21 protein-coding genes are annotated in these 24,689 nt (G+C 65.8%); 17 read left to right on the top strand and 4 right to left on the bottom strand.

Translation table 11 applies throughout. The features are described 5' to 3' along the window. Positions 1-93 precede the first annotated feature (93 nt). From LRX75_RS02575 to LRX75_RS02600, 6 genes are all read left to right on the top strand, one after another. Positions 94-1,782, top strand: a complete 1,689-nt coding sequence (locus LRX75_RS02575; protein ID WP_231811633.1) for a hydantoinase B/oxoprolinase family protein — start codon at positions 94-96, stop codon at positions 1,780-1,782. Further along, positions 1,779-3,842 (top strand): hydantoinase/oxoprolinase family protein, encoded by a 2,064-nt coding sequence (locus LRX75_RS02580; RefSeq protein WP_231811634.1) that lies wholly within the window; start codon positions 1,779-1,781, stop codon positions 3,840-3,842. The genes LRX75_RS02575 and LRX75_RS02580 overlap by 4 nt, the downstream gene beginning before the upstream one ends. Then, positions 3,843-4,928, top strand: coding sequence for an ABC transporter ATP-binding protein (locus LRX75_RS02585; protein WP_231811635.1), 1,086 nt, complete (start codon positions 3,843-3,845; stop codon positions 4,926-4,928). It begins immediately after the preceding gene. Between the two features lie 31 nt (positions 4,929-4,959). Further along, complete coding sequence (locus LRX75_RS02590; protein WP_231811636.1) at positions 4,960-6,132, top strand: ABC transporter substrate-binding protein; 1,173 nt, start codon at positions 4,960-4,962, stop codon at positions 6,130-6,132. A gap of 81 nt (positions 6,133-6,213) precedes the next feature. Then, the gene (locus LRX75_RS02595) at positions 6,214-7,071 is read left to right on the top strand and encodes an ABC transporter permease (protein WP_231811638.1); all 858 of its coding nucleotides are present in this window, start codon (positions 6,214-6,216) and stop codon (positions 7,069-7,071) included. Beyond that, a complete protein-coding gene (locus LRX75_RS02600) occupies positions 7,068-7,868 on the top strand; it encodes an ABC transporter permease (protein WP_231811639.1) in 801 nt (266 codons plus the stop codon). The genes LRX75_RS02595 and LRX75_RS02600 overlap by 4 nt, the downstream gene beginning before the upstream one ends. Positions 7,869-7,950: 82 nt before the next feature. Here LRX75_RS02600 and LRX75_RS02605 read toward each other — a convergent pair whose 3' ends face one another. Next, entirely contained in the window at positions 7,951-9,453 is a 1,503-nt protein-coding gene (locus LRX75_RS02605; protein ID WP_231811641.1) for a xylulokinase, read from the bottom strand. Between the two features lie 157 nt (positions 9,454-9,610). Continuing rightward, complete coding sequence (locus tag LRX75_RS02610) at positions 9,611-10,609, bottom strand: sugar-binding transcriptional regulator (RefSeq protein ID WP_231811642.1); 999 nt, start codon at positions 10,607-10,609, stop codon at positions 9,611-9,613. Positions 10,610-10,719: 110 nt separating this feature from the next. Between LRX75_RS02610 and LRX75_RS02615 the strand changes: the two genes are divergently transcribed. From LRX75_RS02615 to LRX75_RS02660, 10 genes are all read left to right on the top strand, one after another. Continuing rightward, on the top strand, positions 10,720-12,069 hold the full coding sequence (locus tag LRX75_RS02615) for a sn-glycerol-1-phosphate dehydrogenase (protein ID WP_231811643.1): 1,350 nt from the start codon (positions 10,720-10,722) through the stop codon (positions 12,067-12,069). Positions 12,070-12,073: 4 nt separating this feature from the next. Further along, the gene (locus LRX75_RS02620) at positions 12,074-12,886 is read left to right on the top strand and encodes an HAD family hydrolase (protein ID WP_231811645.1); all 813 of its coding nucleotides are present in this window, start codon (positions 12,074-12,076) and stop codon (positions 12,884-12,886) included. Next, positions 12,883-14,424 carry a glycerol-3-phosphate dehydrogenase gene (gene glpD / locus LRX75_RS02625; protein ID WP_231811647.1) on the top strand — a complete coding sequence of 514 codons (1,542 nt, stop codon included), beginning with the start codon at positions 12,883-12,885 and terminating at the stop codon, positions 14,422-14,424. The genes LRX75_RS02620 and glpD overlap by 4 nt, the downstream gene beginning before the upstream one ends. 127 nt (positions 14,425-14,551) lie before the next feature. Continuing rightward, positions 14,552-15,439, top strand: a complete 888-nt coding sequence (locus LRX75_RS02630) for a carbohydrate ABC transporter permease (RefSeq protein ID WP_231811649.1) — start codon at positions 14,552-14,554, stop codon at positions 15,437-15,439. A gap of 1 nt (position 15,440) precedes the next feature. Further along, the gene (locus tag LRX75_RS02635) at positions 15,441-16,316 is read left to right on the top strand and encodes a carbohydrate ABC transporter permease (RefSeq protein ID WP_113151299.1); all 876 of its coding nucleotides are present in this window, start codon (positions 15,441-15,443) and stop codon (positions 16,314-16,316) included. A gap of 82 nt (positions 16,317-16,398) precedes the next feature. After that, complete coding sequence (locus LRX75_RS02640; RefSeq protein ID WP_231811651.1) at positions 16,399-17,895, top strand: ABC transporter substrate-binding protein; 1,497 nt, start codon at positions 16,399-16,401, stop codon at positions 17,893-17,895. Between the two features lie 88 nt (positions 17,896-17,983). Continuing rightward, a complete protein-coding gene (locus tag LRX75_RS02645) occupies positions 17,984-18,709 on the top strand; it encodes an SDR family oxidoreductase (RefSeq protein ID WP_231811653.1) in 726 nt (241 codons plus the stop codon). Between the two features lie 47 nt (positions 18,710-18,756). Continuing rightward, a complete protein-coding gene (locus tag LRX75_RS02650; RefSeq protein WP_231811654.1) occupies positions 18,757-19,821 on the top strand; it encodes an ABC transporter ATP-binding protein in 1,065 nt (354 codons plus the stop codon). A gap of 78 nt (positions 19,822-19,899) precedes the next feature. Further along, on the top strand, positions 19,900-21,948 hold the full coding sequence (locus LRX75_RS02655) for a bifunctional aldolase/short-chain dehydrogenase (RefSeq protein ID WP_231811655.1): 2,049 nt from the start codon (positions 19,900-19,902) through the stop codon (positions 21,946-21,948). Between the two features lie 31 nt (positions 21,949-21,979). Beyond that, positions 21,980-23,035 carry an NAD(P)H-dependent glycerol-3-phosphate dehydrogenase gene (locus LRX75_RS02660; RefSeq protein WP_231811656.1) on the top strand — a complete coding sequence of 352 codons (1,056 nt, stop codon included), beginning with the start codon at positions 21,980-21,982 and terminating at the stop codon, positions 23,033-23,035. A 107-nt stretch (positions 23,036-23,142) separates the two neighbouring features. Here the strand turns inward: LRX75_RS02660 and LRX75_RS02665 are convergent, their stop codons facing one another. Continuing rightward, positions 23,143-23,514, bottom strand: a complete 372-nt coding sequence (locus tag LRX75_RS02665; protein WP_231811658.1) for a PRC-barrel domain-containing protein — start codon at positions 23,512-23,514, stop codon at positions 23,143-23,145. Positions 23,515-23,576: 62 nt separating this feature from the next. Then, positions 23,577-24,161 carry a calcium-binding protein gene (locus LRX75_RS02670; RefSeq protein WP_231811659.1) on the bottom strand — a complete coding sequence of 195 codons (585 nt, stop codon included), beginning with the start codon at positions 24,159-24,161 and terminating at the stop codon, positions 23,577-23,579. Between the two features lie 151 nt (positions 24,162-24,312). Here LRX75_RS02670 and LRX75_RS02675 point away from each other — a divergent pair, with 151 nt between their 5' ends. Further along, positions 24,313-24,630, top strand: a complete 318-nt coding sequence (locus LRX75_RS02675) for a PepSY domain-containing protein (RefSeq protein ID WP_231811661.1) — start codon at positions 24,313-24,315, stop codon at positions 24,628-24,630. Positions 24,631-24,689: the final 59 nt, after the last annotated feature.

Here is a 24,689-nt window from a genome sequence, read left to right on the forward strand (position 1 = left end):
GCAGGTATCGCCGGCCCCACCCCACCCGTCTGGCAGGCTATGCCACGCCGCGCTCCTCTCCTACGCTGCCTTTGACGAACCAAGGGGGTCCACATGCCGTCCGGGCAGACCATCATCGATCCGGTGACGCAGGAAATCATCGAGGGCAAGCTCGTTGCCACCGTGGATGAGATGGGCATCGTCATGGCCCGCACGAGCATGAGCCCCGTCATCTACGAAGTGCTTGATTTCGCCTGCGGTCTTCTGACCGCCGATGGCGAACTCGTGGCGCAGATGAACGGCATCACGCTCTTCACGGGCACGTTCGGCGTGCAGGTCAAGGCGCTGATCGCGCAGTTCGGCGGGCGTCTTGCCGATGGCGACGTGCTTCTGACGAACGATCCCTATGCCGGGGGCACGCATGCCTGCGACTTCGCGATCGTCAAGCCGCTCTTCGTCGATGGGGAGATCCTGGCCTATGCGATCAACGTCGCGCACTATCTCGATGTCGGCGGCTCCGTTCCCGGCAGCCTTGCACCCGATGCCACCTCGGTCTTTCAGGAGGGCCTGCGGCTTCCCGGCGTGAAAGTGATGCGGGCCGATGCGTTCTGCGACGAGATCCTGCACATCCTCGCCGCCAATGTCCGCATGCCGCAGATTGCCCTTGGCGATCTCAACGCGCAGATCGCCACCGTTCGTGTCGCCGGTCGTCGGATGGCGGAGCTTGCGGCCAAGTATGGCGCCGACGTGGTCAAGGCCGCGTTCGCGCATCTTCTGGCCACCAGCGAAGCCAGTGCGCGCGCGGCGATCCTCGCCCTGCCCGACGGCGTGTACACGGCAACGGACGTGATCGACGGCGATGGCGTCACCGATGCACCGATCGATGTCACGGTCACGATCACCATTGCGGCCGATCGCATCATCGCCGATTTCACCGGCTGCCCGCCTGCCGTTGCCGGACCGATCAACTGCGCGCGCGGCGCCCTGCAATCCGCCGTCAAGACCATCGTCAAGGCCCTCATAGACCCTCAGGCGCCGTCCAACGAAGGATGGTTCCGCCCCCTCGACGTCCTCTGTCCGCCGGGCACGGTGTTCACCGCGGAAAAGCCCTCGCCGACCGGCTGGTACTACGAGGGTTCGGTGCACGCGTCGGAGCTGCTCTGGAAGGCGCTGGCGCCGCTCAAGCCCGGGCGGTTCTCCGCCGGGTCCTATTCCAGCCTCTGCGTCGTCTACATTTCCGGCCGGGACGACACCGGCGCGCCCTTCATCCACATCGAGCCGCAACATGGCGGATGGGGCGCGACGCCGGACGAGGACGGCGCCGGCGCGCTGATCGCGCTGACGGATGGCGACACCTACAATTATTCCGTCGAGGTCATCGAGGCCCGCTTTCCGCTGCGGGTCCGGCGCTACGCACTGAACGTCGAGGGCGGCACCGGCGCCGGGCGACGGCGCGGCGGTTTCGGCATCATCCGGGAATACGAGGTGCTTTCGACGGAAGCCTCCGCCTATGCCAGTTTCGGCCGGACGAAAACCCTCCCCTGGGGCGTCGATGGCGGTGCAGCGGGAACCGCGAACCGGCTCGAGATCGAACGGCACGCCGGAGGCCTCGACGTCCACGGCCGCGTCGCGCATCTCGATCTCGCGCGCCACGATATCGTGCGGATCGTCACCGGCGGCGGCGGCGGCTGGGGAGATCCGAAACGGCGCGAAGCATCGAGGATCGCGCAGGACGTGCGCGACGGACTGGTGGCGCGCGCGGTCGCGCTGGACGTGTACGGCTACGAGGAAACGGCATCATGATCAGACTGGCAACGGATGTCGGCGGGACCTTCACCGATCTGGTCGGATACGACGAGCGCAACGGCCGGCTTTTCACCGCCAAGAGCCTGACGACGACGCACGATCAATCGGAAGGTGTTCTCAACGCGATCTCCGCATCCGAGGCCGCCGACGGGCTTGCCACCCGCGACGTCACGTTCTTCGCCCATGGCGGCACCACCGTGATCAACGCGATCACGGAACGCAAGGGCGTGCGAACCGCGCTGGTCACCACCGCCGGGTTTCGCGACGTGCTGGAGATCGGGCGCGGCAACCGGCCGGACCTCTATAACCTCCAGTTCAAGAGCCCCGAGCCCTTCGTCCCGCGTCACCTGCGTTTCGAGGTCCGCGAACGGATGGACGCCGGCGGGACCGTGGTTCTGCCCTTCGAGGAAGCGGACCTTGCGCCAATCATCGCGGCCTGCAGGGCCGAGCGGATCGAGGCCGTCGCCATCCTCTTCCTCCACAGCTATGCGAACCCTCTCCATGAGGAGATCTGCGCCCGCCTTCTGGCCGCGGCCCTGCCGGAGGCGACGGTGTGCGCAAGCCACGCCGTGTCGCGGCAGTGGCGCGAATACGAGCGGTCAAACACCGTCGTGCTCAACGCCTATGTTCAGCCGATCATTCAGCGCTATTTCGAGCGGCTGGAGCGCGCCCTGATGGCACGCGATCTGACCTGTCCCTATTACGCCATGCAGTCGAACGGCGGCATCTCCACATTCGATCAGGCGACCGCCCGCCCGCTGACGCTGGTCGAATCCGGACCGGCCGGCGGCGTGGCGGGGGCGGCCTGCATCGGGCGCATCTTGGGCGAGAGCGAGGTGCTGCACCTCGATGTCGGCGGCACGACGGCGAAGTGCTCGCTGATCCATGAGGGGCGCCCGACGCTGAACGTCGATTACAAGCTCGAACATACCCGCATCGCCCCCGGACATCCGGTGCAGGTGCCGGTGGTCGATATCGTGGAGATCGGATCGGGCGGCGGCTCCATTGCCCGCATCGACACACAGGGGCGCCTGCGCGTGGGCCCGGAAAGCGCCGGCTCTTCCCCGGGCCCCGCCTGTTACGGCCGTGGCGGCGCCCGGCCGACGCTGACCGATGCGCTCGTTGCCATCGGCATCTTCGACCCGGACAGTTTTGCCGGCGGGACGATGCGCCTCGACGTCGCCAAGGCGTCAGAGGCGATCGCATCCATCGCCGGGCCGCTCGCCATGTCGATCGAGGATGCCGCACTGGCCATCATCGAGATCGCGCATGCCAGCATGATCAATGCCCTGAAGCTGGTCACGGTCCAGCGCGGCCACGACCCGCGCGATTCCGTCTTCATCATCAGCGGCGGCGCCGGCCCGGCCTTGGCCAGCCGCCTCGGCCGGGATCTCGCCGTCAAAGCGACGATCGTACCGCCGCATTCCGGCATCTTCTCCGCCTGGGGCATGCTGGCCGCCGAGCCGCGGGCGGATTTCCGGTCGACCTGGTTCGCGCCGCTGTCGCACGAGGCTCTTGCAGCCCTCGCAGAGCGCTTCTCCGGCCTCGAAAAGGAAGCTGCGACCTACTTCGCCAAGGACGAGGACGTCCCGATCCGCTTTCTCTATCAGGTCGAGGCGCGCTATCGCGGTCAGGAACACGGCGTGTTCGTGGGCTTTTCCGCCAGGGACACGGTGGAAAGCTTCTCCGAACGGCTGCATGCAGCGCATGAACGCGCCTATGCCTTCCGTCTGACGACGACGCCGGTGGAGATCACGACGATGCATCTCGAAGCCGTCCTCGAAGGCCCGGTCATCACGCTGCCCGTGCAGAGCCCGGCCGGGCGAACGCTCGATGCGGCGGCGAAGGGCGAACGCCGGGTCTATTTCGGCAAGGAGACCGGGTGGCTGCCCTGCCCCGTCTGCGATCGCCTCGCCCTGCCGATCGCGCAGGATATCTTGGGGCCGCTTCTGGTCGAGGAGGCGACGACCACCAGCCTCGTTCAGCCCGGCCAGCTGCTGAGCCTGACCGAAAACGGCATCATGGTCATTCGCGAAGCCGACCGGGGAGCCCGCTAGATGGCGATCGCAATCGACATACAGTCCGTGACCCGCGCCTACGGCCCCATCAAGGCGCTGGACGGCATCGATCTCTCCATCAAGGCGGGCGAATTCTTCACGCTTCTCGGCTCCTCCGGCTGCGGAAAGAGCACGCTGCTGAAGCTCATCGGCGGGTTCGATCGCCCGACCCAAGGCCGTATCCTCTTCGACGGCCGCGACGTGATCGACGTGCCCGCCAACAAGCGGCCCGTGAACACCGTCTTTCAAAGTCTCGCGCTCTTCCCGCACATGACGGTGGCGCAGAACGTCGGTTACGGCCTGAAGCTGCGCGGTCTCTCCGGAGCCGCGCTCAAGGCGAAGGTCGAGGATGCGCTGGATCTGGTCGAGCTTCCCGGTTTCGGCCCGCGCGCGATCGGCATGATGTCGGGTGGCCAGCGCCAGCGGGTGGCGCTTGCGCGCGCTCTGGTCATGGAACCGGGCATCCTCCTGCTTGACGAGCCGCTGACAGGCCTCGACGAGCGCCTGCGCCAGCAGATGCGCGACGAGTTCGGCCGCCTCCACCGGCGAACCGGCGCCACCTTCATTCTCGTGACGCACAATCAGGACGAGGCGCTGAGCCTGTCGGATCGCATGGCCATCATGCACAAGGGCCGGATCGAGCAGCTGGACGCGCCGGCGCAATTTTTCGAGCGTCCCGCCAACAGCTTCGTGGCCCGCTTCGTCGGCATCGAGACGCTGCTCAGGCCGGAGCGCATCGAGATGCGGGAGGACGGTCCCCACGCCATCGTCGGCGGCCAGTCCCTGCGGCTCCGCTCGCCGGTGGCAAGCGCCGACGCCGACAGCCTCGTCGCCATTCGGCCGGACAGGCTGTGCATTGCGGAGACGATCGACACCGCGGATCTCGTCCTGACGGTGACGGAGACCACGTTTCGCGGGCTGCAGACGGATGTGCGCCTCGCATTCGCAGACGGTCAGAGCCTTGTGGCCGTCGTCTCCAGCGACAGTCCTGCGGCGAGGGTGACCACGGGCACGCCCGTCCCGCTCTCGCTTCTTCCGGATGCCGCCATGCTTCTATCGGGTTCGGGAATGCCGCCGGCCGCGTAACGCGCCGGGGGTCAACAAAAGGGGAAAGACTATGACGAGACGTCCAGTGCCTTCCGCATGCGCCAGCAATATCGGCCGGCGCCAGATCCTGAAACTCATGGGCCTCGGGGGCACGGCTCTGGCAGCCGGCGGCCTCGGGCTTGGGCAGCGCGCCTTTGCACAGGAGGCGGGAACCGTCGCCTTCTGGGCAACCGCGACGCTCGATATCGCCGACAAGTGGCCGGAGTTCGCGATCCAGGCCGGCATCGCACCCGAGTTCACCGACAACGGCAACGATCTCGGCCCCGTCATCGCCCGCCTTGCCGCGGGGAACGCCAACGATCTCTTCGACGTCGGCGGTTTCCAGGGCGGCGCGGAAAAGGAACTCGCCCGTCAGGGTGCCATCGTTCCGTGGGACCTCTCGAAGATTCCGAACTACGACAGCGTGTGGTCCTGGGCCAAGGACATAGCCTATCTCAAGCAGGACGGCAAACAGTACGGCATTCCCACCGTCATCAATGCAGACTCGATCATCTACCGGCCCGACAAGCTCGGCAAGATCGACAGCTACGGCGCTATCTTCGACCCGAAGCTGAAGGGCCGCGTGGCCATGGAGGATGCCTGGATCAACAGCGCCATCTTCACCGCCATGTATCTGAAGGAAAGCGAGAACCAGCCGATCAAGGACCCGGGAAACCTGTCGGAGTCCGAACTCGGCCTCGTCATGGAATTCCTGATCAAGCACAAAACCGACGGACAGTTCCGCACTTTCTGGAACGGCTGGGAACAGGGCGTGCAGCTCGTCGCCGACGAGGAAGTCGATGCCATGACCGGCTGGGAACCGATCGTCTACGAAGGCCGCAAGCGGGGCCTTCAGGTGGAATATGCCGCGCCCGTCGAAGGCTATGAGGGCTGGGGCAACAACACAGTGCTGCTGAAGGGCGCCGAAGACCGGGGAACCGCCGAGTCGGCGCACCGCTTCGTCGACGGGCTGCTCGGCGGTTTCTACGGTTGCGAACTCGGCAAGGCCCGCGGCTATATCGTGCCGACCGACAAGAACCTCGACTACGCGAAGGCCCACCCGACGGAATATGCACCCGAAGAGGTCGAAAAGCTGGCCGAGCACGTCAAGGCGAAGTTTGCCGGCAAGGTCTTCTGGCAGAACGCTCGGCCGGACAATTTCCAGCTTTACGAGGAATGGTGGCAGAAGCTGCGGAATGCCTGATCGTGTGAAGCCGGGCTTCCAGATCTTGAAAGAAGGCCAGCGGCAATCCTTGCCGCCGGCGCCGTCAACCGGATCCTGTCCATGAACCGTCGCCCCCTCGCCCTCATCGCGTCGCCGCTCCTTGCCATCCTCCTGCTCGGCGTCGTGCCGCTGGCGCTGGTGCTCGTCTGGAGTTTCTGGACCTGGGATCCTGCCACCTACTGGATCAAGCCGGATCTGAGCCTTGCCGGATACGGCGCGATCCTCGAGGCGGGTCGCTGGACGGTGATCGTCTCGACCCTGCTCAAGGCCGCGGGAACGGCCGCCTTGTGCGTGGTGCTCGCCTTTCCCATTGCCTATGCCGTTCATTTCCTCAGCGGGCCGCGCCTGCAGACCGTGCTTCTGGCGCTCATCACCATCCCCTTCTTCACGTCCTACCTGATACGCGCCTTTTCCTGGCGGCTGGTCCTCGGGCGAACCGGCATCGTCAACACGACGCTCCAGCAGCTCGGCCTGACGCAGGCCCCGGTGGACTGGCTGCTGTTCAGCAACTTCGCCGTCGTGGTCGGCCTGGTCGCCTCCTACCTTCCCTTCGCCGTCTTCCCGCTCGTCCTCGCCTTCAAGCGCGTCTCGCCCGACCTGTTGGCCGCCGCGCAGGATCTCGGCGCCGGTTTCTGGCGTGCCGTCGTCACGGTTCTCGTGCCTCTGACCATGTCCGGCGTCTTTGCCGGCTTCCTGTTCGTCTTCGTCATGGCCGCCGGCTCGTCCACCGAGGTGCAGATGCTGGGCGGCGCCGGCGCCTCCATCGTCTCCGTCATGATCAACGACGTCATGCGGGTGGCGAACTACCCGCTCGCCTTTGCGATCTCCACGATCGTCCTCGTCGTCATTTTCGCGCTCGTGCTGATCGGCAACGCCGCCTTCGGGCTCGCATCCCTGTTCGGGGAGGAGGAACGATGACCGTTCACGAAGGTCTCGGCAACCGCATCGTCCTCTGGGTCATCGCCGTTCTCGGCCTGCTGGTGATCTACGCGCCGCCGCTCTATCTGCTCGCGATCTCGTTCAACCCGGCACTTCAGCCGGGCCTGCCCAGCCTGTCGGCGCTCAGCCTCGACTGGTACATGGCGCTGCCACAGGAAAAGGCCCTGATCGGCGCGCTCCAGCAATCGTTTCTGATCGCGTTCGTGACGGCCGTCCTCGCAACCTTTCTGTCGCTTCTGGCCGCGCTCGGCTATGTCGAGCTGCGGCTCGGGCGAACAACGTGGTTTCTTGCGGTCCTCCTGCCCATGTTCGTGCCCGGCGTGGTCCAGGGGCTGGCACTCTCGGCCGTCTTCACCCGGCTCGGCGTAAAGGCCTCGATGATCACGGTCATATCGGGCCACCTGCTCTGGGCCATGCCATTCGCCTTCATCGTCATCCTGACAAGCTTTGCGGCGGTGCGGCAGACCGCCCTGCTCGCGGCGGCCGATCTCGGCGCCAGCCGGTGGCGGCAGTTCGTCGATATCACGCTGCCGCTCATCCGCCCCGGCCTCGTCAGTGCCTTCATCTTCTCGTTCCTGCTGTCGCTGAACGAGTTCACGCGTGCCTTCTATCTCGCCGGACGGCAGAACACCCTTCCCGTCGTGCTCTTCAGCAAGATGAACTCCGGCGCCTCCCCCGTCATCTATGCCATGTCCGGCGCCATCTTCATCGTCTCGGTCCTCACCGTCGCGGCACTGGCACTGTACAATCTTCTGGGCAAGCGGCGCCTGTCCTGACGGAGATGACGCCGCGTCTGGCGGCGGCGAGGTCCTCGTCCCCCGTCACCTCCGGCGAAACCCTGGCGTTCCCTCTTCCCCGCTAGGCCGGAACCGGTGCCGTCTCCTGCCGCGTCGCGCGATAGAGCCGTCCCTGCCGCTCCGATAGATCGTCCCAGAGAGGCCGGGCCGTCGGATCGGGCGGGATTTCCTCGGCAAGCCGGGTCATGGCGTCGGCGGCGCCCTTGAAGCCGTCGTACCAGCCGGCGCCGACGGCCGCCGACATGCCGGCGCCGAGCGCCGAGGCCTCGTTGGAAAGGCTGCGGATGACGGGCAGGCCGGTGGCATCGGCCACCATCTTGCGCCAGAGCCGGCTTTCGGCACCGCCGCCGATGACGAAGAGGCGGTCGGCCTTTGCGCCGCTTTCCCGCATCTTGGCGAGCGAGCGCGCGAATTCGAGCGTGATCGCCTCCATCGAGGCGCGGTAGAGATGGCCGATCCCCGTGTCCGGTCCCATGCCGGAAAAGGTCGCGCGCGCCGTATCGTCCCAGTGCGGGTCCATGCAGCCGACGAGATAGGAGCAGACGGTCACGCCGTTTGAGCCGACCGGCAGCCGGATCGCTTCGGATTCGAGCCGCTCGAACACGCCGGGATCGCCGCGCCCGCCGGCGAACGCATCCAGCAGCCAGTTGAAGAAATAGGCGCCGCCGCGCTGGCAGCTTTCGAGCAGATAGCCCTCGCCGCTCGGCGAGACCAGCGTGCGCCAGTAATTGCTGAGTTCGGGCGTGGGCGACCACAGACCGCCGACGACGGCCGTGCCGAGATTGAGATAGACCGCGCCCTGCTGGATCGCGTTGACCCCGAGGCCCGCGCAGTTGCCATCGCCGCCGCCGGCAAAGACCGGCGTTCCCGGCCGCAGACCCGTGACGGCCGCCGCCGATGCGGTGATCTGACCGATCGCCGACCCCGGGGCGTGGAGGGACGGCAGCTTCTCGACGGGAATCTCCAGGTGATCGAGGATCTCGCGCGACCAGGTCTTGCGCGCGATGTCGAGGATGCCGAACGGATCGGCGCTCGTCCAGCTGGCCGAGGCCGTGCCGGTCAGCTTCAGCGTCAGGAAATCATGGACGCTGAGAATGCGGGCGGCTCGATCGAGAAGCGCCGGATCGTGTTCGCGCAGATAGCGCAGCCGGTAGACGCAGGGGATGACGTCGACCGGCTTGCCGGAAATCGCATGCAGCCTGCCGGTACCGAGCTCGTCCGCCAGCACCGACACGAGTTCGTGGGCGCGCCGGTCGAGCCAGAGGGTCGCCGGCGCCAGCGGCCGGTCGTCGGCATCGAGCAGAACCATGGTCTCGCGCTGGTTGGAGATGGCGATGCCGTCGATGAGGTCCGGGTTCACCTGCCGCATCAGGGATTGCAGGGCGGTGCAGGCCGCCGTCCACCAGTCGTCGGCATTCTGTTCGGCGCGCAGGGAATCCGGCGTGCTGATCGCCAGCGGCGCGCGACCTTCCGCGTGGCAGCGCCCGTCGGACGTCCAGGCCATCGCCTTGACGGACTGGGTGGACGAATCGATTCCGATGACGAAACGCTCGCGGTCGTGCATGCACTGCTCCTCCCTGTGCAGCGGGATGCCGGGGCTCGACGGGATCGAGCGCACCTGCGCACACCGGAGCTCCTCCACCGGCCTGCGCACATCCCTTGTATGAGTCCTCACTTACATTTTCAATCGTCCCGATCCGGCCATCCGGTCGGCCTCGCGCTCAATCGGGGGCGGCCGCAGCGATCAGCGCCTCGGCGGTCGCCATGTCGGTGATGAAATGGGTAACGTATCCCGCCTCCAGCGTGGCAGTGATCGCCCTGATCTTCGAGGGACCGCCCGCCACGCAGATGCGGCTCGGCACGTTCTTCAGTTCGTCCAGCGTGATGCCGACGATGCGCTCTTCATGCGGACCGCCGACCGCCCCGCCATGGGCGTCGATGAAGCGGCCGATGATCACGGCCGTCGCCCCCCGCGCCACATAATCGTCGATCTCCTCCGGCTCGGCGATGCCCGCCTGGCGCACCGTGCTCTTCGGCCCGATATCGCCGACGCCGAAGAGGATCCGGTTGGCCGAGTGCACGAGGTCCATCTGCTTGCGCAGCACGGGCTCGGCCAGAAGCATGGCCTTCAGCGCCTTGGTCGACAACACGGCCGGCGCCAGCAGGTTGACGCAGCGGGCGTGGATGCGGTTGGACAGCAGCGACGTACACAGTTCCGGCGAAAAATCGGCCTCGCCGGTGGAGCTTCCCGAGACCTGCACGACCGTGAGATCGCGCACCGGCCGGGTCAGCGAGATCTGGTCGGCCACGGCCAGCACCGTGCGCCCCCAGGCAACGCCGATCGTGTCGCCGTCTTCCACCTGATCTGCCAGAACGCGCGCCCCGGCATCGCCCAGACGCCGCGTGAGCGCCAGATCGTCGCCATCCGGAATGACGAAAGCCCCGGCGAGATCGAACGTCTCCATCAAGGCGCGGGCGATGCTCGTGCGGTTGCCTGCCTTCGGATGGATGTTGACGGAGACGATGCCGCGCTCGCGGGCCTCCTGCAGATAGTTGACGATCGTCGCGCGGGAGACGTTCAGCCGCTTGGCGATCTCGCTCTGCGTCATCTGGTCGGCATAGTAGAGCCAGGCCGCCCACATGATGGAGTCGTCGAATTCCGTGGGGACGAGCGCCCCCTTTTCCAGATCGATCCGTTCTGACGTCTTTGCCTTGGCCATGGGGTTATCTGACGCCGTTCCTGTCATTTGTCAACTTCCTCTGTCTTGTGTATTGACATATGCCACATCCTGTTGTCATTTGACCGAAAGGCGAGGAGGCCCCGACAGTCATGGAACTTGAAGCGACGCGAACGGCGCAGACGACGCGCCCGAACTGGACCGCGCTGATCGACGAGATCGTCGAGGGCAAGTGGACGAACCCCGAGACGGGCAAGCTCGCCCGCGTTCCCTACGAGTCCATCGTCATCGAGGAGAGTCTCGACGGTCAGGAAGCCGATCTCGTCGCCGGTCTCGGGCTCGGCGAGCGCTTCACGGTGGTGGCCGATACGAACACATGGGATGCGATGGGGGCCCGCGTGGCGGGAGCGCTGCGGTCTCTCGGGCCGGTGGAGACCGTGGTGCTCGACCACCCCCATGCGGACATGGCGAATGCGGAAGATCTGGGCCGGACACTGCACGGCGCGGATGCCGTCATCGCGGTCGGGTCGGGCACGATCAACGATCTCTGCAAGTTCGTCACGGCCAAGGCCGGAAAGCGCTATGCCGTGTTCGGCACGGCCGCCTCGATGAACGGCTACACCTCGACCACGGCATCGATGACGCTCGACAGCGGCCTCAAGGTCTCCCTGCCCTCGCAGGGACCGGCCGGCTTCTTCGTCGATCTCGGCGTCAGCGCCCGCGCGCCGCGGCACCTCTCGGCCTCGGGCTTCGCCGATTGCCTGGTACGCTCGGTCGCGCAGGTCGACTGGTGGATGTCGCACCGGCTGCTCTCCACGCTCTATTCCGCCGTCCCGTACATCATCCAGGAGGAGGACGAGGTGGAGCTGAACGCGCGTGCGGCGGGGATCGCCACCGGCGATATCGCCGCGAACGGCTATCTCCACCGCGTTCTCACGCTCTGCGGCCTCGGCGTCTCGTTCACCGGCATGTCCAACCACGGCTCCATGGGCGAGCACCAGATCTCCCACTACATCGACTGCTTTGCCGGTGCCGATCATCCCGGCACGCTGCACGGGCAGCAGGTCGGCGTCGCCACGCTGACGATGGCCCGTCTGCAGCGGCATTTCCTCGACAGCGAGACGGCACCGTTCATCCACCCGACGCGGATCAACCCGATCGACATGGCCCGGCGCATGGGGCCGGACATCGCCGCACAGTGTTTCGAGGAGTTGAAGGGCAAGATCTTCGACGAGCGCGGTGCGGCGCGCATCAACGAGACGTTCGCCGAGATCTGGCCGACCCTGCGGGCCGAACTCAACGCCTTCGCGCTGCCGGTCGCGGACATGGAGAAGCTGCTGTCGGATGCCGGCGGCCCGATGACGTCTCGGGATCTCGGCCTTCCCGTTGCCCGCTATCGCGAGGCCGTGATCCACAGCCGCGAAATGCGCAACCGCTACTCCTTTCTCGACGTGGCGGCGGATGCCGGCATTCTCGAGGACTTTGCGGCCGGGGAGGCATGAGCCGATGCGACCGATCCTGGACATGCCCATCGAGGCGGCTGCACGGATCAAGGTGCTGTTTGCCGATATCGACGACACGCTGACGAACGAGGGCCGGCTGCCCGCCTGCGCCTATGAGGCGCTGGAGCGGCTGACGGCAGCCGGCATCGCGGTCGCCCCCATCACCGGCCGGCCGGCCGGATGGTGCGACATGATCGCCCGGATGTGGCCCGTCGCCGGGGTGGTCGGGGAGAACGGGGCCTTCTATTTCGCCTATGACGAGGCGTTGCGGCGGATGCACCGCGTTTTCGCCGTCGCCGACCAGCAGCGCGCGAGCGACCGGGAAAGACTGCAGCACATCAAGCAGCGGATCCTGCGCGAGGTGCCGGGGTCGGCCCTGTCCGCCGATCAGCTCTACCGCGAGGCTGACCTCGCCATCGATTTCTGCGAGGACATCCCGGCGCTCGCCGTGTCGGATGTGGACCGGATCAAGAGCATCTTCGAGGAGGAAGGCGCCGTCGCCAAGGTGTCCTCGATCCATGTGAACGGCTGGTACGGCAGCTACGACAAGCTGACCATGGCCCGTCGTTTCGCAACCGACATTCTCGGCATCGATATCGACCGGGAGCAGGAGGCAATCGTTTTCGTCGGCGACAGCCCGAACGACGCTCCGATGTTCGGCTTCTTCCCGCATGCCTGCGGGGTCGCCAACGTACTGCAGTTCGAAGGCCGCATGGAGGCGAACCCGACCTATGTCACGGCGGCGCGTGGCGGCTACGGCTTCGTCGAAGTGGCCAACCATCTTCTGAACGCCGGCCCCCGGAGGGATGCGGCATGAGCGCCCCGCTGTTCGATCTCGTCGTCGTCGGCGGCGGCATCAACGGGGCCGGCATCGCGCGGGATGCGGCCGGCCGGGGCCTCAAGGTGCTGCTGGTCGAGCGGTCGGACCTCGGCGCGGCGACATCGTCGGCCTCGACCAAGCTCATCCATGGCGGTCTTCGCTATCTGGAACATTACGAATTCAGGCTGGTGCGCCATGCGCTGGCCGAACGCGAGCGTCTGTGGGCGATCGCGCCGCACATTATCTGGCCGCTCCGCTTCGTGCTACCGCACCGCAAGGGCCTGCGGCCGGCCTGGCTGCTGCGGCTCGGGCTCTTCCTCTATGATCATCTCGGCGGCCGCAAGCGCCTGCCGGCGACGGTCACGCGCCGCCTGCGCAGCGATCCGGTCGGGCGTCCCTTGCGCGACGTCTCCGGCATCGGGTTCGAATATTCGGATTGCTGGGTGCAGGACAATCGTCTCGTCGTGCTGAACGCCCGGGACGCCGCGGCAAACGGCGCCGATATCCGCGTGCGGACGTCCTGCACCGCGGCGCGGCGGAAGGCCGATCAGTGGCACCTGACGCTTCAGGACGAGGAGACCGGCTATCGCAGCGAGGTGCGCGCCCGTGCCGTAGTCAATGCCGCCGGCCCCTGGGTCGACAGCTTTCTCTCCGGCGTCGCCGGCGTCAACGCCGCCGGGCGGGCGCGGCTGGTGCAGGGCTCGCACATCGTCGTGCCGAAGCTCTACGACCACGACCGCTGCTACATCTTCCAGAACCCGGACGGCCGTATCATCTTCGCCATTCCCTATGAAGACGATTTCACACTGATTGGCACGACCGACCAAGACTATCGCGGCGACCCGAAAGACGTGAAGGCCACGCCGGCGGAGATCACCTATCTCGTCAAGGCGATCTCGTCCTATTTCCAACGCGCTGTGACCGAGGACGACGTCGTCTGGACCTATTCCGGCGTGCGCTCGCTCTATGACGACGGGGCGGCAAATGCCCAGGAAACGACGCGCGATTACGTGTTGTCGCTCGACCACGGCCCCGGCCGGGCACCGCTCCTGTCCGTCTTCGGCGGCAAGATCACCACCTATCGCTGCCTTGCCGAAGACGCGCTGGACAAGCTCGCCGTCCTGTTTCCCGATACGGTGACCAGGCGCGGCTGGACGGCGACGCGGGCGCTGCCGGGCGGCGATTTTCCCGTCGGCACGGCCGGCGACGTGGCGCGCGATCTGCGGCAGACATACGGCTTCCTGTCGGAACGCGAGGCGCAGCGTCTCGTGCGGCATTACGGGCTGGAGGCGCGCGACATTCTCGGCACGGCGCGCCGCCGCGAGGATCTCGGCCGCGACTTCGGCGGCTCCCTGACGGAACGCGAGGTGATGTTTCTGATGGACCGGGAATATGCGCGGGCTGCGGCCGACATCGTCTGGCGGCGCACGAAATCCGGGCTGCGCATGACGCTAGGCGAAATCGATGCGCTCGACAGCTTCATGGCGGAAAGGCGCCGGCAGACAGGAGCTCCGAAGGCTGCGGCCAGCGGCTAGCGTAAACGGCGATCGGCCTCGGCCGGTCGGAAGGCAGCGTCAGGCACCGTTGGGAGAGAGCGGTGCCGGACACGGGACGAGCCTGCGGCGCGGTTTGCGTCCGGAAATCTGGGAGGAATGAAGCGCAATGTCCATTGCACAGGTGAAACGCATCGCGATCTCGGATTCGCCGTGGCCATGGCTGCTGCCGCTCGTCGCGCTGCTGGTGGTCTTCACCGTCTATCCGCTGATCTACAACATCTGGCTCAGCTTCCACGAATTCGTGCCCAAGCAGAGAGTGCTGAAATATGTCGGCATGGCCAACTGGGTGCAGCTGGTCAATGACGGCCGGTTCTGGGGCGCGCTCGGCGTCACCTTTCTCTATTTCTTCATCGCGCTCACGGTCGAGATCATCCTCGGCATGTCCGTCGCGATGCTGCTGGATGCCGAACTGCCCGGATTTGCGGCACTCCGCGCCATCCTGTCGATGACGCTGGTCATCCCGCCCGCCATCGCCGGCATGATGTTCCTGCTGATGGAAGACTCCCAGTTCGGCGTGCTCTCCTATTTCCTCGGCCAGCTCGGCCTGCTCGACAAATCGACGCCGATCCTCGGCACGTCGTCCCTTGCCCTTCTCGGCGTGCTCGTGGCGGAAATCTGGCAGTGGACGCCCTTCATGGTGCTGATCTTCATGGCGGGCCTGCGCTCGCTGCCGGCCGAGCCCTACGAGGCCGCATCGATCGACGGGGCGTCCTCGTTCCAGATGTTCCGCCGGCTGACCCTGCCGATGATGTCGCGGGTCATCGCGGTCGCCGTCCTCTTGCGTGGCATCGATCTGTTCCGGGTGTTCGACTACGTCTTCGTCATGACCTCGGGCGGGCCGGGAACCGCGACCTATACGGTCAGCCTCTATGCCTGGCAGCAGACATTCTCGTTCCTGAAATGGGGCTATGGCGCGACGCTGAGCCTGACGAGCCTCGTGATCGTCATGGTCATGGCCAACCTTTTCATCCGCGTCGCCAAGGTCAGGTGGTAACATGCACCAGAGCAAACTCGCCCGCACCGTTCGCACCATTGCCGGCTGGCTGGTGGTCGGCGCCTTCTTCTTCCCGATCTATTTCTGGACCTCGGTGGCCTTCCGCGACTCCAAGGACATCTTCAACTGGCCGCCGATTATCTTTAACTTCCAGCCGACGATGCGCAATTTCGAACAGGTCTTCGGCATTTCCTTCGGCTTTGCCCGGCAGGATGCTGTGGCCCCCGGCGGCGGCAACTTCTACATGGCGCCACGCCTGTGGGATTCCATCGTGGTCGCATCGCTGTCGACGGTGCTTGCCATCACGGTGGCGACCTTCGCCTCCTATGCACTCTCCCGGATGAATTTTCGCGGCCGCCACCAGTTCGTCAACTGGGTGCTGTCCACGCGCATGATGCCGCCGGTGGCCGTCGCCATCCCGATGTTCTTCATCTTCAAGCAGTTCAACCTGCTCGACACCTATATCGGCGTGATCCTCATCCACGGGCTGATGAACCTGCCGCTGGCGGTGCTGCTGCTCAAGAGCTTCTTCGACGACATCCCCGCCGAGATCGACGAGAGCGCTTTGCTCGACGGCGCGTCCCGCTGGACCATCTTCCGGCGCGTCGTCCTGCCGATGGCCAAGGGCGGGATCGCGGCCACCGCCGTCCTCTGCTTCATCTTCTCGTGGACGGAGTTCCTGTTCGTCCTCACGCTCACCCAGACGGGCCTCAAGACCGTGCCCGTCGTGTCGTCCACCTTCGTGACTTCGATCGGAACCGCCTGGGGCAACATGGCCGCCCTGGGTGCTGCTGCGATCGTGCCTGCCTTCTTCGTCGTCCTTCTGGTCCAGCGCCATCTGGTGCGGGGCCTGACCATGGGCTCGCTGAAGCAATGACTGCGGCGGGCCGGGAGGGCCTGCCGTTCGATCAACGATCTTCCGCCGTCAATCTCGGCAGCGGAAACTGGAGGAGAGAACCGTGAAAGACAGCGATAGAAAATCATACCTCGCATCCGTCACCGACCGCTTCGTGCGGGGCCAGATGGACCGGCGCGCCTTCCTGCGCGCCACCAGCAAGCTGGGGCTGGGGGCCGCGGCGCTCGGAATGGGCATGGGAAGCCGCCCCTTCATGCTCAACAAGGCCGTCGCCCAGGAAGAGCTGCAGCCCTCGGCCGAGGTGATGGCCTGGCTGAAGGACGTCGGCAAGCCCTTTGCCGGCACGACGCTGAAATTCGCGACGGAATCCACGCCGCCGTCGAACGCGATCAATTCGCAGCTGAAAAAATACTTCGAGGAGGCCACCGGCATCAAGGTCGAGATCGAAGTCCTGCCGCTCGAGCAGGTTCTGCAGAAGATGACGCTCGACGTCGCGTCCTCGCTCGGCACCTACGACCTCTATTACATCGACCAGAGCTGGGCCGCATCCTTCAGCCAGGACGTCTTCGATCCGCGCGAGCAGATCAAGGCCAAGGCCGACCTTGCCATGCCGAACTACAATATCGACGATTTCCTGCCGGCGCTGGTCGATGGCATCTCGAAATATCAGGACCGCTGGGTCGGCGTTCCCTATGACATTCCGATCTTCATCATGATCTATCGGAAGGACATCTACGAGAAGCTCGGCCTGAAGGCGCCGGCGACCTTCGAGGAGCTGTACACAAACTCGGCCGCCATCACGAAGGAGATGGGTCCGAACACGTTCGGCTATGCCGGGCAGATGAAGTCCGGCCACTATGCGCTGGAATGCGAGTGGACCTCGATGCTGTGGGGCCATGGCGGGTCGATCTTCAATGCGGACAAGGCCTTTACCGGCAATGACGAACGCGGCATCGCCGCGCTCGACTACTATACGAAGCTCAAGGACATCATGCCGCCGGGCGTCAACCAGTGGACATGGGACGGACAGGGCCAGGCGGTCGCTCAAGGGGTCGCGGCCTCCATGCTGTCCTGGGGCGAGTTCTTCCCCTTCTTCGACGATCCGACCCAGACAAAGGTCTCAGGCCTCTGCGAAGCGGTCATCCCGCCGCAGCCGATCGCGCTGCGCAAGCCCGAGGAATGCGGCTACGGCGAAATCCCCGGCGTCGGACATCAGGGAGGCTCGTCGCTGGCGGTTTCGCGCTACTCCAAGAACCCGGATGCCGCCTGGCTGTTCATGCAGTGGGCGACCTGCGCCGACACGCAGGCGCTGGTGACGACGCTGGGCGGCGGCACCGGCCCGACCCGGGCGAGCGTCTACGACGATCCGCGCGTCAAGAGCCATGCCCGCGTGGGCGCCGGAACCACCCGGCACCTGCCGGTCGTGCGCGAGACCATCGCCAAATATATGGGCTCGGAGCCGGATCTGCCGGAATGGGCGCAGATCTCTTCCGACACGATCCCCGTGGCGCTCGGCAAGTATTTCTCGGGCAGCTACGGCTCGTCCAAGGAAGCGCTCGACGATATCGGCACGCAGATCACGGCCGTCCTGAAGGGCTGAGCACCAGCCACCAAACCCGGAGGTCGCGGCGAGCCCGCGACCTCTTCCGGACAGCAGGATGCCGACAGCAGGACAAACGGAGGAAACGATGGACCACAAACCCCTGATCGCCATTACCGGCGCCAGTTCCGGGATCGGCGAGGCCGTGGCCCGCGCCTTCTCGGCCGCCGGCCATCCGCTTCTGCTGATGGCGCGCCGGCTCGACCGTCTCGAGGCGCTCGCCCTTCCCCGCACCGTGCTGCGCAAGGTGGATGTGCGCGACCGTGCAAGCCTTGCCGCCGCCGTCCGCGATGCCGAGGCAGACTACGGCCCGGTCGATCTGATGTTCGCCAATGCCGGCATCGCACGGCTCGGCGATATCGCCACGCAGCCGCCCGAAGAGTGGGACGAGATGATCGACATCAACACCAAGGGCGTCATGAACAGCGTCCATGCGGTGCTGACGGGCATGGTGGCGCGCCGGCAGGGCACGCTGGTGATGATGAGTTCGATCGCCGGGCGGAAGGTCTATCCCGACCACACCGTCTATTGCGGCACGAAGTTTTTCGTCCACGCGGTGTCGGAAAGTCTGCGCGCCTATCTCGCGCCCCACAATGTCCGCGTCGTCGTCGTGTCGCCCGGCATCGTCGATACCGAGGTCCTCGACCACGTCAACGATTCCCGGACGCTCGAAAACTACAAGTCGAACAAGGCCGCGATCGGCGGCGGCATCTCCGCCGATATCGTCGCCGGGCTGATCCTGGACGCCTATGCGCTGCCGCAGCGCGCCATCGTACAGGAAATCGTCATCACGCCGACGCAGCAGACCTACTGAAACGACGCCGTCCACAGACGGCACCCCGATACAATGGAGCACAGTCAATGGCGACCGTCGAATATCAGCGCATAGGCAAGTCCTTCGGCGCCTTCACCATCATGCGCGATATCTCCTTCAAGATCGCGGACCAGGATTTCGTCGTCCTGCTCGGCCCGTCGGGCTGCGGCAAGACCACCCTGCTGCGCATGACGGCGGGGCTGGAAAGCGTCAGCGAGGGCGACCTTCTCATCGACGGAAACCGCGTCAACACGCTGCACCCGCGCGACCGCAACATCGCCATGGTGTTCCAGAACTACGCGCTCTATCCCACCATGAAGGTCTACGACAATATCGCCTTCAGCCTCGAGGTCGCCAAGGTGCCGCCGGCCGAGATCAAGCGCCGGGTGGCATGGGCGGCCGAGACGCTGAACCTCACGCCCTATCTCGACCGCTACCCGAAGGAACTCTCCGGCGGGCAGCGCCAGCGCGTCGCCATGGGGCGGGCCATGGTGCGCGAGGCAGCCGTGTTCCTGTTCGACGAACCGCTTTCCAACCTCGACGCCAAGCTGCGCGCCCATATGCGCACCGAGATCCGACAGCTGCACAACAGGCTGAAGACCACCACCGTCTACGTGACGCACGACCAGATCGAAGCCATGACCATGGCCGACAAGATCGTCGTGATGCGCGCCGGCAAGATCGAGCAGATCGGCTCTCCGGACGAGGTCTACGACCGGCCGGCCAGCAAATACGTCGCCGACTTCATCGGCGCATCCGCCATCAATTTCCTCCCCGGAACGGTCGTCGTGTCCGACGGCACGCCTGCCGTCGATACGGCGACCGGACGGGTGGCCCTGGAAACGACGACGACGGCAAAGCCCGGCGAAAAGGTCGTCATCGGCCTGCGCCCGACGGATGTCGTGGTCGATGGACAAGGCGCGCTTTCGGCGAAATCCGTGCTGGTCGAGCGGCTTGGCCACGATGCCCAGCTGTTCTGCGACGGCGCCGACGGTCGCTTCACCGTGTCGGTGGACAAGACCGCCCGCTTTGCCGAAGGCAGCGAGGTCCGCTTCTCCATTCCGCCGTCCAAGGTTCACGTCTTCAACGCCGAAACGGAAGCGCGCCTCTAGGCCGCGCGATCCATTCTCCTCCTCACTCTACCGACTGCCGGCCTGCCCGAACGCGCCGGCACAGAAAGGACCGCCACCATGAAATCCCGCTGGTCGGATACCGAATTCACATCCGTCGTCGATGCCTATGTCGCAAAGGGCATCAACCGCGACCTCGCCATCCGCACCTATACGACGCGTCTTCTGGGGCGGGACCCGGAACTGGTGCTGCATGGCGGCGGGAATACCTCGGTCAAGACAGTGTTCACGGAGATGGACGGAACGGATGTCGAGGTGCTCTGTGTAAAGGGCAGCGGCTGGGACATGGGCACGATCGAGCCCCAGGGCCTGCCCGCCGTGCGGCTGGAGCCGCTGAAGGCCATGGTTGCCTTCGATACCCTGTCGGACGACGACATGGTCATGCTGCAGCGTCGCCTGCTGCTCGATCCCTCGGCCCCGAACCCTTCCGTCGAGGCGATCCTGCACGGTCTCCTGCCGTTCAAGCATATCGACCACACCCATGCCAACGCCATCGTCTCCCTGACCAACCAGCCGCATGGCGAGGATCTGGTGCGGGAGCTGTTTCCCAATGCCATCATCGTCCCCTATGTCATGCCCGGCTTCGACCTTGCGAAAGCCTGCGATGCCGCCTTCAAGGCCAATCCCAGTGGCGACGGCATGATCCTGCTCAAGCACGGCATCTTCACCTGGTCGGAAGATCCGCGCGCGAGCTACGAAGACATGATCGCCAAGATCGATGCCGCGGAAAAACGCATCGCCGAGGGGAACCCGAGGCCGTTCCGGGGCGTGACGCTGCCGCAGAAAATCGCCACCGCGGCCGAGATCGCGCCCATCCTGCGCGGCGCGATCGCACTCCCCACGGATGTGGAGGGTGCGCCGCGCCGGTTCGTGCTCGAACATCGCGCAAGCGACAAGATCCTCGACTTCTGCAATGCGGAAACCGTTTCCTCGCTGGTCACGCGCGGAAACGCGACGCCCGAGCACGTCATCCACATCAAGCGCTTCGGCGTCGCGCTGCCGGCGCCCGAAACGGGAAAGCTGGAGGCGTGGGCTGCGACCGTGGCGCAGGCGGTCGAGGCCTATCAGGCGGAGTATAAAGCCTATTTCGAGCGCAACAACGCCCGCGTCGGCGGCGGCAAGCGCATGCTCGACCCGATGCCGCGCGTGTTCTACGTCGCGGGCGTCGGCCTCTTTGCAGCGGGGGCCGCCCGCAAGAACGCGCTGGTGGGCGCCGATGTCGCCGAGGCGACCATCGCCGTCATCACGAATGCCGAGGGCATCGACGCGTTCGAGGCGCTCTCGGAGGCCGACCTCTTCGATATCGAATACTGGTCGCTGGAACAGGTGAAGCTCGCCAAATCGGTCGAAAAGCCGCTGACCCGTCAGGTCGCGATCGTCACCGGCGGCGCGAGCGGCCTTGGTCTCGCCGTGGCCGAAGCCCTGAAGGCGGAGGGGGCGGAGATCGCGCTGTTCGACATTTCGCCGGACGGCGTGGCGCGGGAGGCCAAGCGCATCGGCGCGTTTCCGGTCGTCTGCGACGTCACCGATCCGCAAGGGGTCAATGCGGCGGTCGCTTCCGTCGCCGAGCATTTCGGCGGTGTCGATATCCTGATTTCCAATGCCGGCGCCGCCTTCCAGGGCAGCCTTCTCACCGTGCCGGAAGACACGTTCCGCAAAGCCTTCGATCTCAACTTCTGGGGACATCACTATATGGCGCGGGCCGTGGTGCGGGTGATGGAACAGCAGAAGACCGGCGGTGCGCTCGTCTTCAACGTCTCCAAGCAGGCCGTCAACCCCGGCGCGGATTTCGGTCCCTACGGCACGTCGAAGGCGGCGCTGATGGCGCTGATGCGGCAATATGCGGTGGAGCACGGCGCGTCCGGCATCACGTCCAATGCCGTCAACGCGGACCGGATCCGCACCGGCCTGATGACCGACGAGATGGTGGCGGCCCGCAGCAAGGCGCGTGGCGTCACGCCGGAAGCCTATCTCTCGGCCAACCTCGTGCGCCGCGAGGTGACCGCCGCCGATGTCGCCGCCGCCTTCGTGCACCTTGCCAAGGCGCGGACATCGAGCGGCGCCGTCATCACGGTCGACGGCGGCAACGTCGCCGCCATGATGCGCTGACGCAGCCGACCCGTCGCAGGAGGAGAGGTCCATGGCCAATATTCTGATTTTGGGGGCCGGCGTCATGGGGACGGCGCTGGCCGTACCCGCCAGCGACAACGGCCATGCTGTCGTTCTGGCGGGGACGCCGCTCGATGACGCCGTCGTCGCACACATGCAGGCATCGGGCGGCACGCATCCCAAGCTGGATGCGCCCCTGCCCGGCACCGTGCGCGTCATCGCGGATGCGGAGATGACGGCGCAGGACACCGACCGGGCCGACCTGATCGTCGTCGGCGTCAGCAGCCCCGGCATCGCCTGGGCGGTCGACAGGCTGAACGGGTTGCTGCGCCGGGAGACGACCGTCGCCTTCGTCACCAAGGGCCTCGACCGCAAGGATGGCGCCGTCGTGACCTTCGCCGAAACCGTGCCCGAGCGCGTAAGCCGTCTCGGCACCTTCATCGGGATCGGCGGACCCTGCATCGCGCGCGAGCTTGCCCTTCGCCTTCCCACGGCGAGCGTCTATGCCGCGCGGGACAAAGCCGATGCGGAACGCGCGGCAACGCTCTTCCGCACGCCCTATTACCGCCTCGCCGCCAGCGACGACCTGACCGGCGTGGAGGCCTGCGCCGCGCTGAAGAACTTCTTCGCCATCGGCGTCAGCGCCATGCAGACCCGCTATCCCGACGCACGCCGCGCCGACGGGCAGTCCAAGAACCCGACCGCGGCCGCCTTCACCCAGGCCGTCCACGAGATGGCAACGCTGTGCGAGAGAATCGGGGGAGCGCGCTCCACCGCCTTCGACCTTGCCGGCCTCGGCGATCTGCACGTCACCGTCGGCGGCGGCCGCAACAGCCGGCTTGGCCACAGCCTGGGCCGAGACCGGACAGTCGAAGAAGCCATGGCGCAGGACCTCGCCAACGAGACGGTGGAAGGCATCGATACAGCCCGCGTCGTCGCGTCCTTGCTGGGGGCCGTGAGGCTGCAGGCGAATGGCCGGGACGCCGTCGAATTTCCTCTGGCGCAGGCGATCATCGACGCCGTCCTCGGGAACGCCCTGTTCGATTTCGACTTCGAAGATCTTCCCACGCCAGCGAACGCCAGCTGATATCATCGACCGCGCGGCGATCACGCTTCGGCACCGCGCATCATCGCTGACGCACGGTGCCGAAACATTGCGACGCCGCCGCGTCACGCGGCCAGCGGCTCCTCGGATCAATCGTCGAAGACGGGCAGTGCGGCGGCCTTCGCCGCATCGAGATCAACGACCAGACGCAGGCCGTCCTGCTTGAGGCCGGAGAGCGGCACGACGCGATGTTCACGGCCGAGGCCTGACGTTTTGTCGAAGTCGATCGCGACGCCCGTGGCGACCGTCGCCTCGGACCCGACGACATCTTCGATCTCGCCGATCCTCTGGCCTGCTGCGTTGTAGACATGCATGCCCTCGAGATCGTCGGCGGTGACGTTCAGTCCAGGCAGCACCGTCGCGTCGGCGACTTTGACGAAAGCGGGCGTCTGCGCGAGCGCCGCCGTGGCCGTCGAAGCAATGAGGGCGGTCGCTGCGACCAGCGTGGTCAATCGGATCATATCTTCACTCCATTCATGTCAGGGTCCCGGCCGACAACCGGGCGGAAAATTGCGTGCGCGTTTCAGACGAGGAGAAAATCGCTGGCCTTCAGGTCGGCGAGCCGCGTGTCTTCGAGGTGAAGCTCGTGCCGGCCGAAATCGATGACGAGATCGTCGCCGCCATCGGTGGAGCGTGCCAGCGCGAGAATGTCTTCGAAGCTGGAGACGCCGAGCGACGTGGAGATCTGCAGCCGATCCGTCCCCGACTGAAAATCCTCGATCTCGGTGATGCCCGACTTGAAGATGAAGGTGTCCGCGCCACGCCCGCCGCTGAGTTCGTTGAAGCCTGCGCCGCCGTCGAGGATGTCGTTGCCGGTCCCGCCTTCGATCTCGTCGTTTCCGGCTCCGCCATCGAGAATATCGTTCCCGGCGCCGCCCTCCAGATCGTCATTGCCGGCCTCTCCGAAGAGACGGTCGTTACCCGCGCCGCCGTCGATCTCGTCGTGGCCGTTTCCGCCATAGAGTTTGTCATTGCCATTTCCGCCAAACAGGTCGTCATTGCCGTTCCTGCCGAACAGCTGATCGTTTCCGTCGAGGCCGTAGAGCTTGTCGCTCGTATTCGTGCCGTTGATGAGGTCGGCCTTGCCGGTGCCTTTGCGCGTGACCATGATCGTCTCCCTTGGCTCTGTCCGACACGGTCTATCCAGCCGATGGCGGCTGCCGGTGTCGTTGGTACGGGGCAATAATGCACGAGGCCGCCTTTCGTGCCCTGACAGGCTTTGTCAACATTCTGTCAGCTTGGATATGGTAGGGCGCGGGATGTTCCGATGTCACCGACTGTCCCGCTTCGCCGCGGTCGCCACTGTGTCCGTCCTCTGTCTCGCAGCGCCTGCGATCTCGGATGATGGCGACGATCGGCTGGACCAGGAAGCCGCACGCCAGGCACTCGCCGAAGGCCGCGTCCGTCCGCTGGAAGACATTATTGCGCATGTGCGGCAGACGATCAAAGGCGACATCATCGAGATCGAGTTCGAGCGTGACAATGGTCGCTTCGTCTACGAGCTGGAAATTCTGCAGGAAACAGGCCATCTCCTCGAAATCGTCGTCGATGCCCGCACGATGGACATTCTGCCCTAGATGACCGGAAAGCGGGCGAAAGCCTCTGGATACGATCGGAGACCTCTCATGCGTACGGA

It is taken from the genome of Rhizobium quercicola (genome assembly GCF_021168455.1).
Taxonomy (GTDB): domain Bacteria; phylum Pseudomonadota; class Alphaproteobacteria; order Rhizobiales; family Rhizobiaceae; genus Ferranicluibacter; species Ferranicluibacter quercicola.

Bases quoted from the DNA above. Each gene is read 5' to 3' on its own strand.
- LRX75_RS02580 (WP_231811634.1), top strand. From the start codon at position 1,779: ATGATCAGACTGGCAACGGATGTCGGCGGGACCTTCACCGATCTGGTC.
- LRX75_RS02605 (WP_231811641.1), bottom strand. From the start codon at position 9,453: ATGCACGACCGCGAGCGTTTCGTCATCGGAATCGATTCGTCCACCCAG.
- LRX75_RS02675 (WP_231811661.1), top strand. From the start codon at position 24,313: ATGTTCCGATGTCACCGACTGTCCCGCTTCGCCGCGGTCGCCACTGTG.
- LRX75_RS02585 (WP_231811635.1), top strand. From the start codon at position 3,843: ATGGCGATCGCAATCGACATACAGTCCGTGACCCGCGCCTACGGCCCC.
- LRX75_RS02670 (WP_231811659.1), bottom strand. From the start codon at position 24,161: ATGGTCACGCGCAAAGGCACCGGCAAGGCCGACCTCATCAACGGCACG.
- LRX75_RS02615 (WP_231811643.1), top strand. From the start codon at position 10,720: ATGGAACTTGAAGCGACGCGAACGGCGCAGACGACGCGCCCGAACTGG.
- LRX75_RS02645 (WP_231811653.1), top strand. From the start codon at position 17,984: ATGGACCACAAACCCCTGATCGCCATTACCGGCGCCAGTTCCGGGATC.
- glpD (WP_231811647.1), top strand. From the start codon at position 12,883: ATGAGCGCCCCGCTGTTCGATCTCGTCGTCGTCGGCGGCGGCATCAAC.
- LRX75_RS02620 (WP_231811645.1), top strand. From the start codon at position 12,074: ATGCGACCGATCCTGGACATGCCCATCGAGGCGGCTGCACGGATCAAG.
- LRX75_RS02665 (WP_231811658.1), bottom strand. From the start codon at position 23,514: ATGATCCGATTGACCACGCTGGTCGCAGCGACCGCCCTCATTGCTTCG.
- LRX75_RS02610 (WP_231811642.1), bottom strand. From the start codon at position 10,609: ATGGCCAAGGCAAAGACGTCAGAACGGATCGATCTGGAAAAGGGGGCG.
- LRX75_RS02635 (WP_113151299.1), top strand. From the start codon at position 15,441: ATGCACCAGAGCAAACTCGCCCGCACCGTTCGCACCATTGCCGGCTGG.
- LRX75_RS02575 (WP_231811633.1), top strand. From the start codon at position 94: ATGCCGTCCGGGCAGACCATCATCGATCCGGTGACGCAGGAAATCATC.
- LRX75_RS02600 (WP_231811639.1), top strand. From the start codon at position 7,068: ATGACCGTTCACGAAGGTCTCGGCAACCGCATCGTCCTCTGGGTCATC.
- LRX75_RS02655 (WP_231811655.1), top strand. From the start codon at position 19,900: ATGAAATCCCGCTGGTCGGATACCGAATTCACATCCGTCGTCGATGCC.
- LRX75_RS02630 (WP_231811649.1), top strand. From the start codon at position 14,552: ATGTCCATTGCACAGGTGAAACGCATCGCGATCTCGGATTCGCCGTGG.
- LRX75_RS02650 (WP_231811654.1), top strand. From the start codon at position 18,757: ATGGCGACCGTCGAATATCAGCGCATAGGCAAGTCCTTCGGCGCCTTC.
- LRX75_RS02660 (WP_231811656.1), top strand. From the start codon at position 21,980: ATGGCCAATATTCTGATTTTGGGGGCCGGCGTCATGGGGACGGCGCTG.
- LRX75_RS02590 (WP_231811636.1), top strand. From the start codon at position 4,960: ATGACGAGACGTCCAGTGCCTTCCGCATGCGCCAGCAATATCGGCCGG.
- LRX75_RS02595 (WP_231811638.1), top strand. From the start codon at position 6,214: ATGAACCGTCGCCCCCTCGCCCTCATCGCGTCGCCGCTCCTTGCCATC.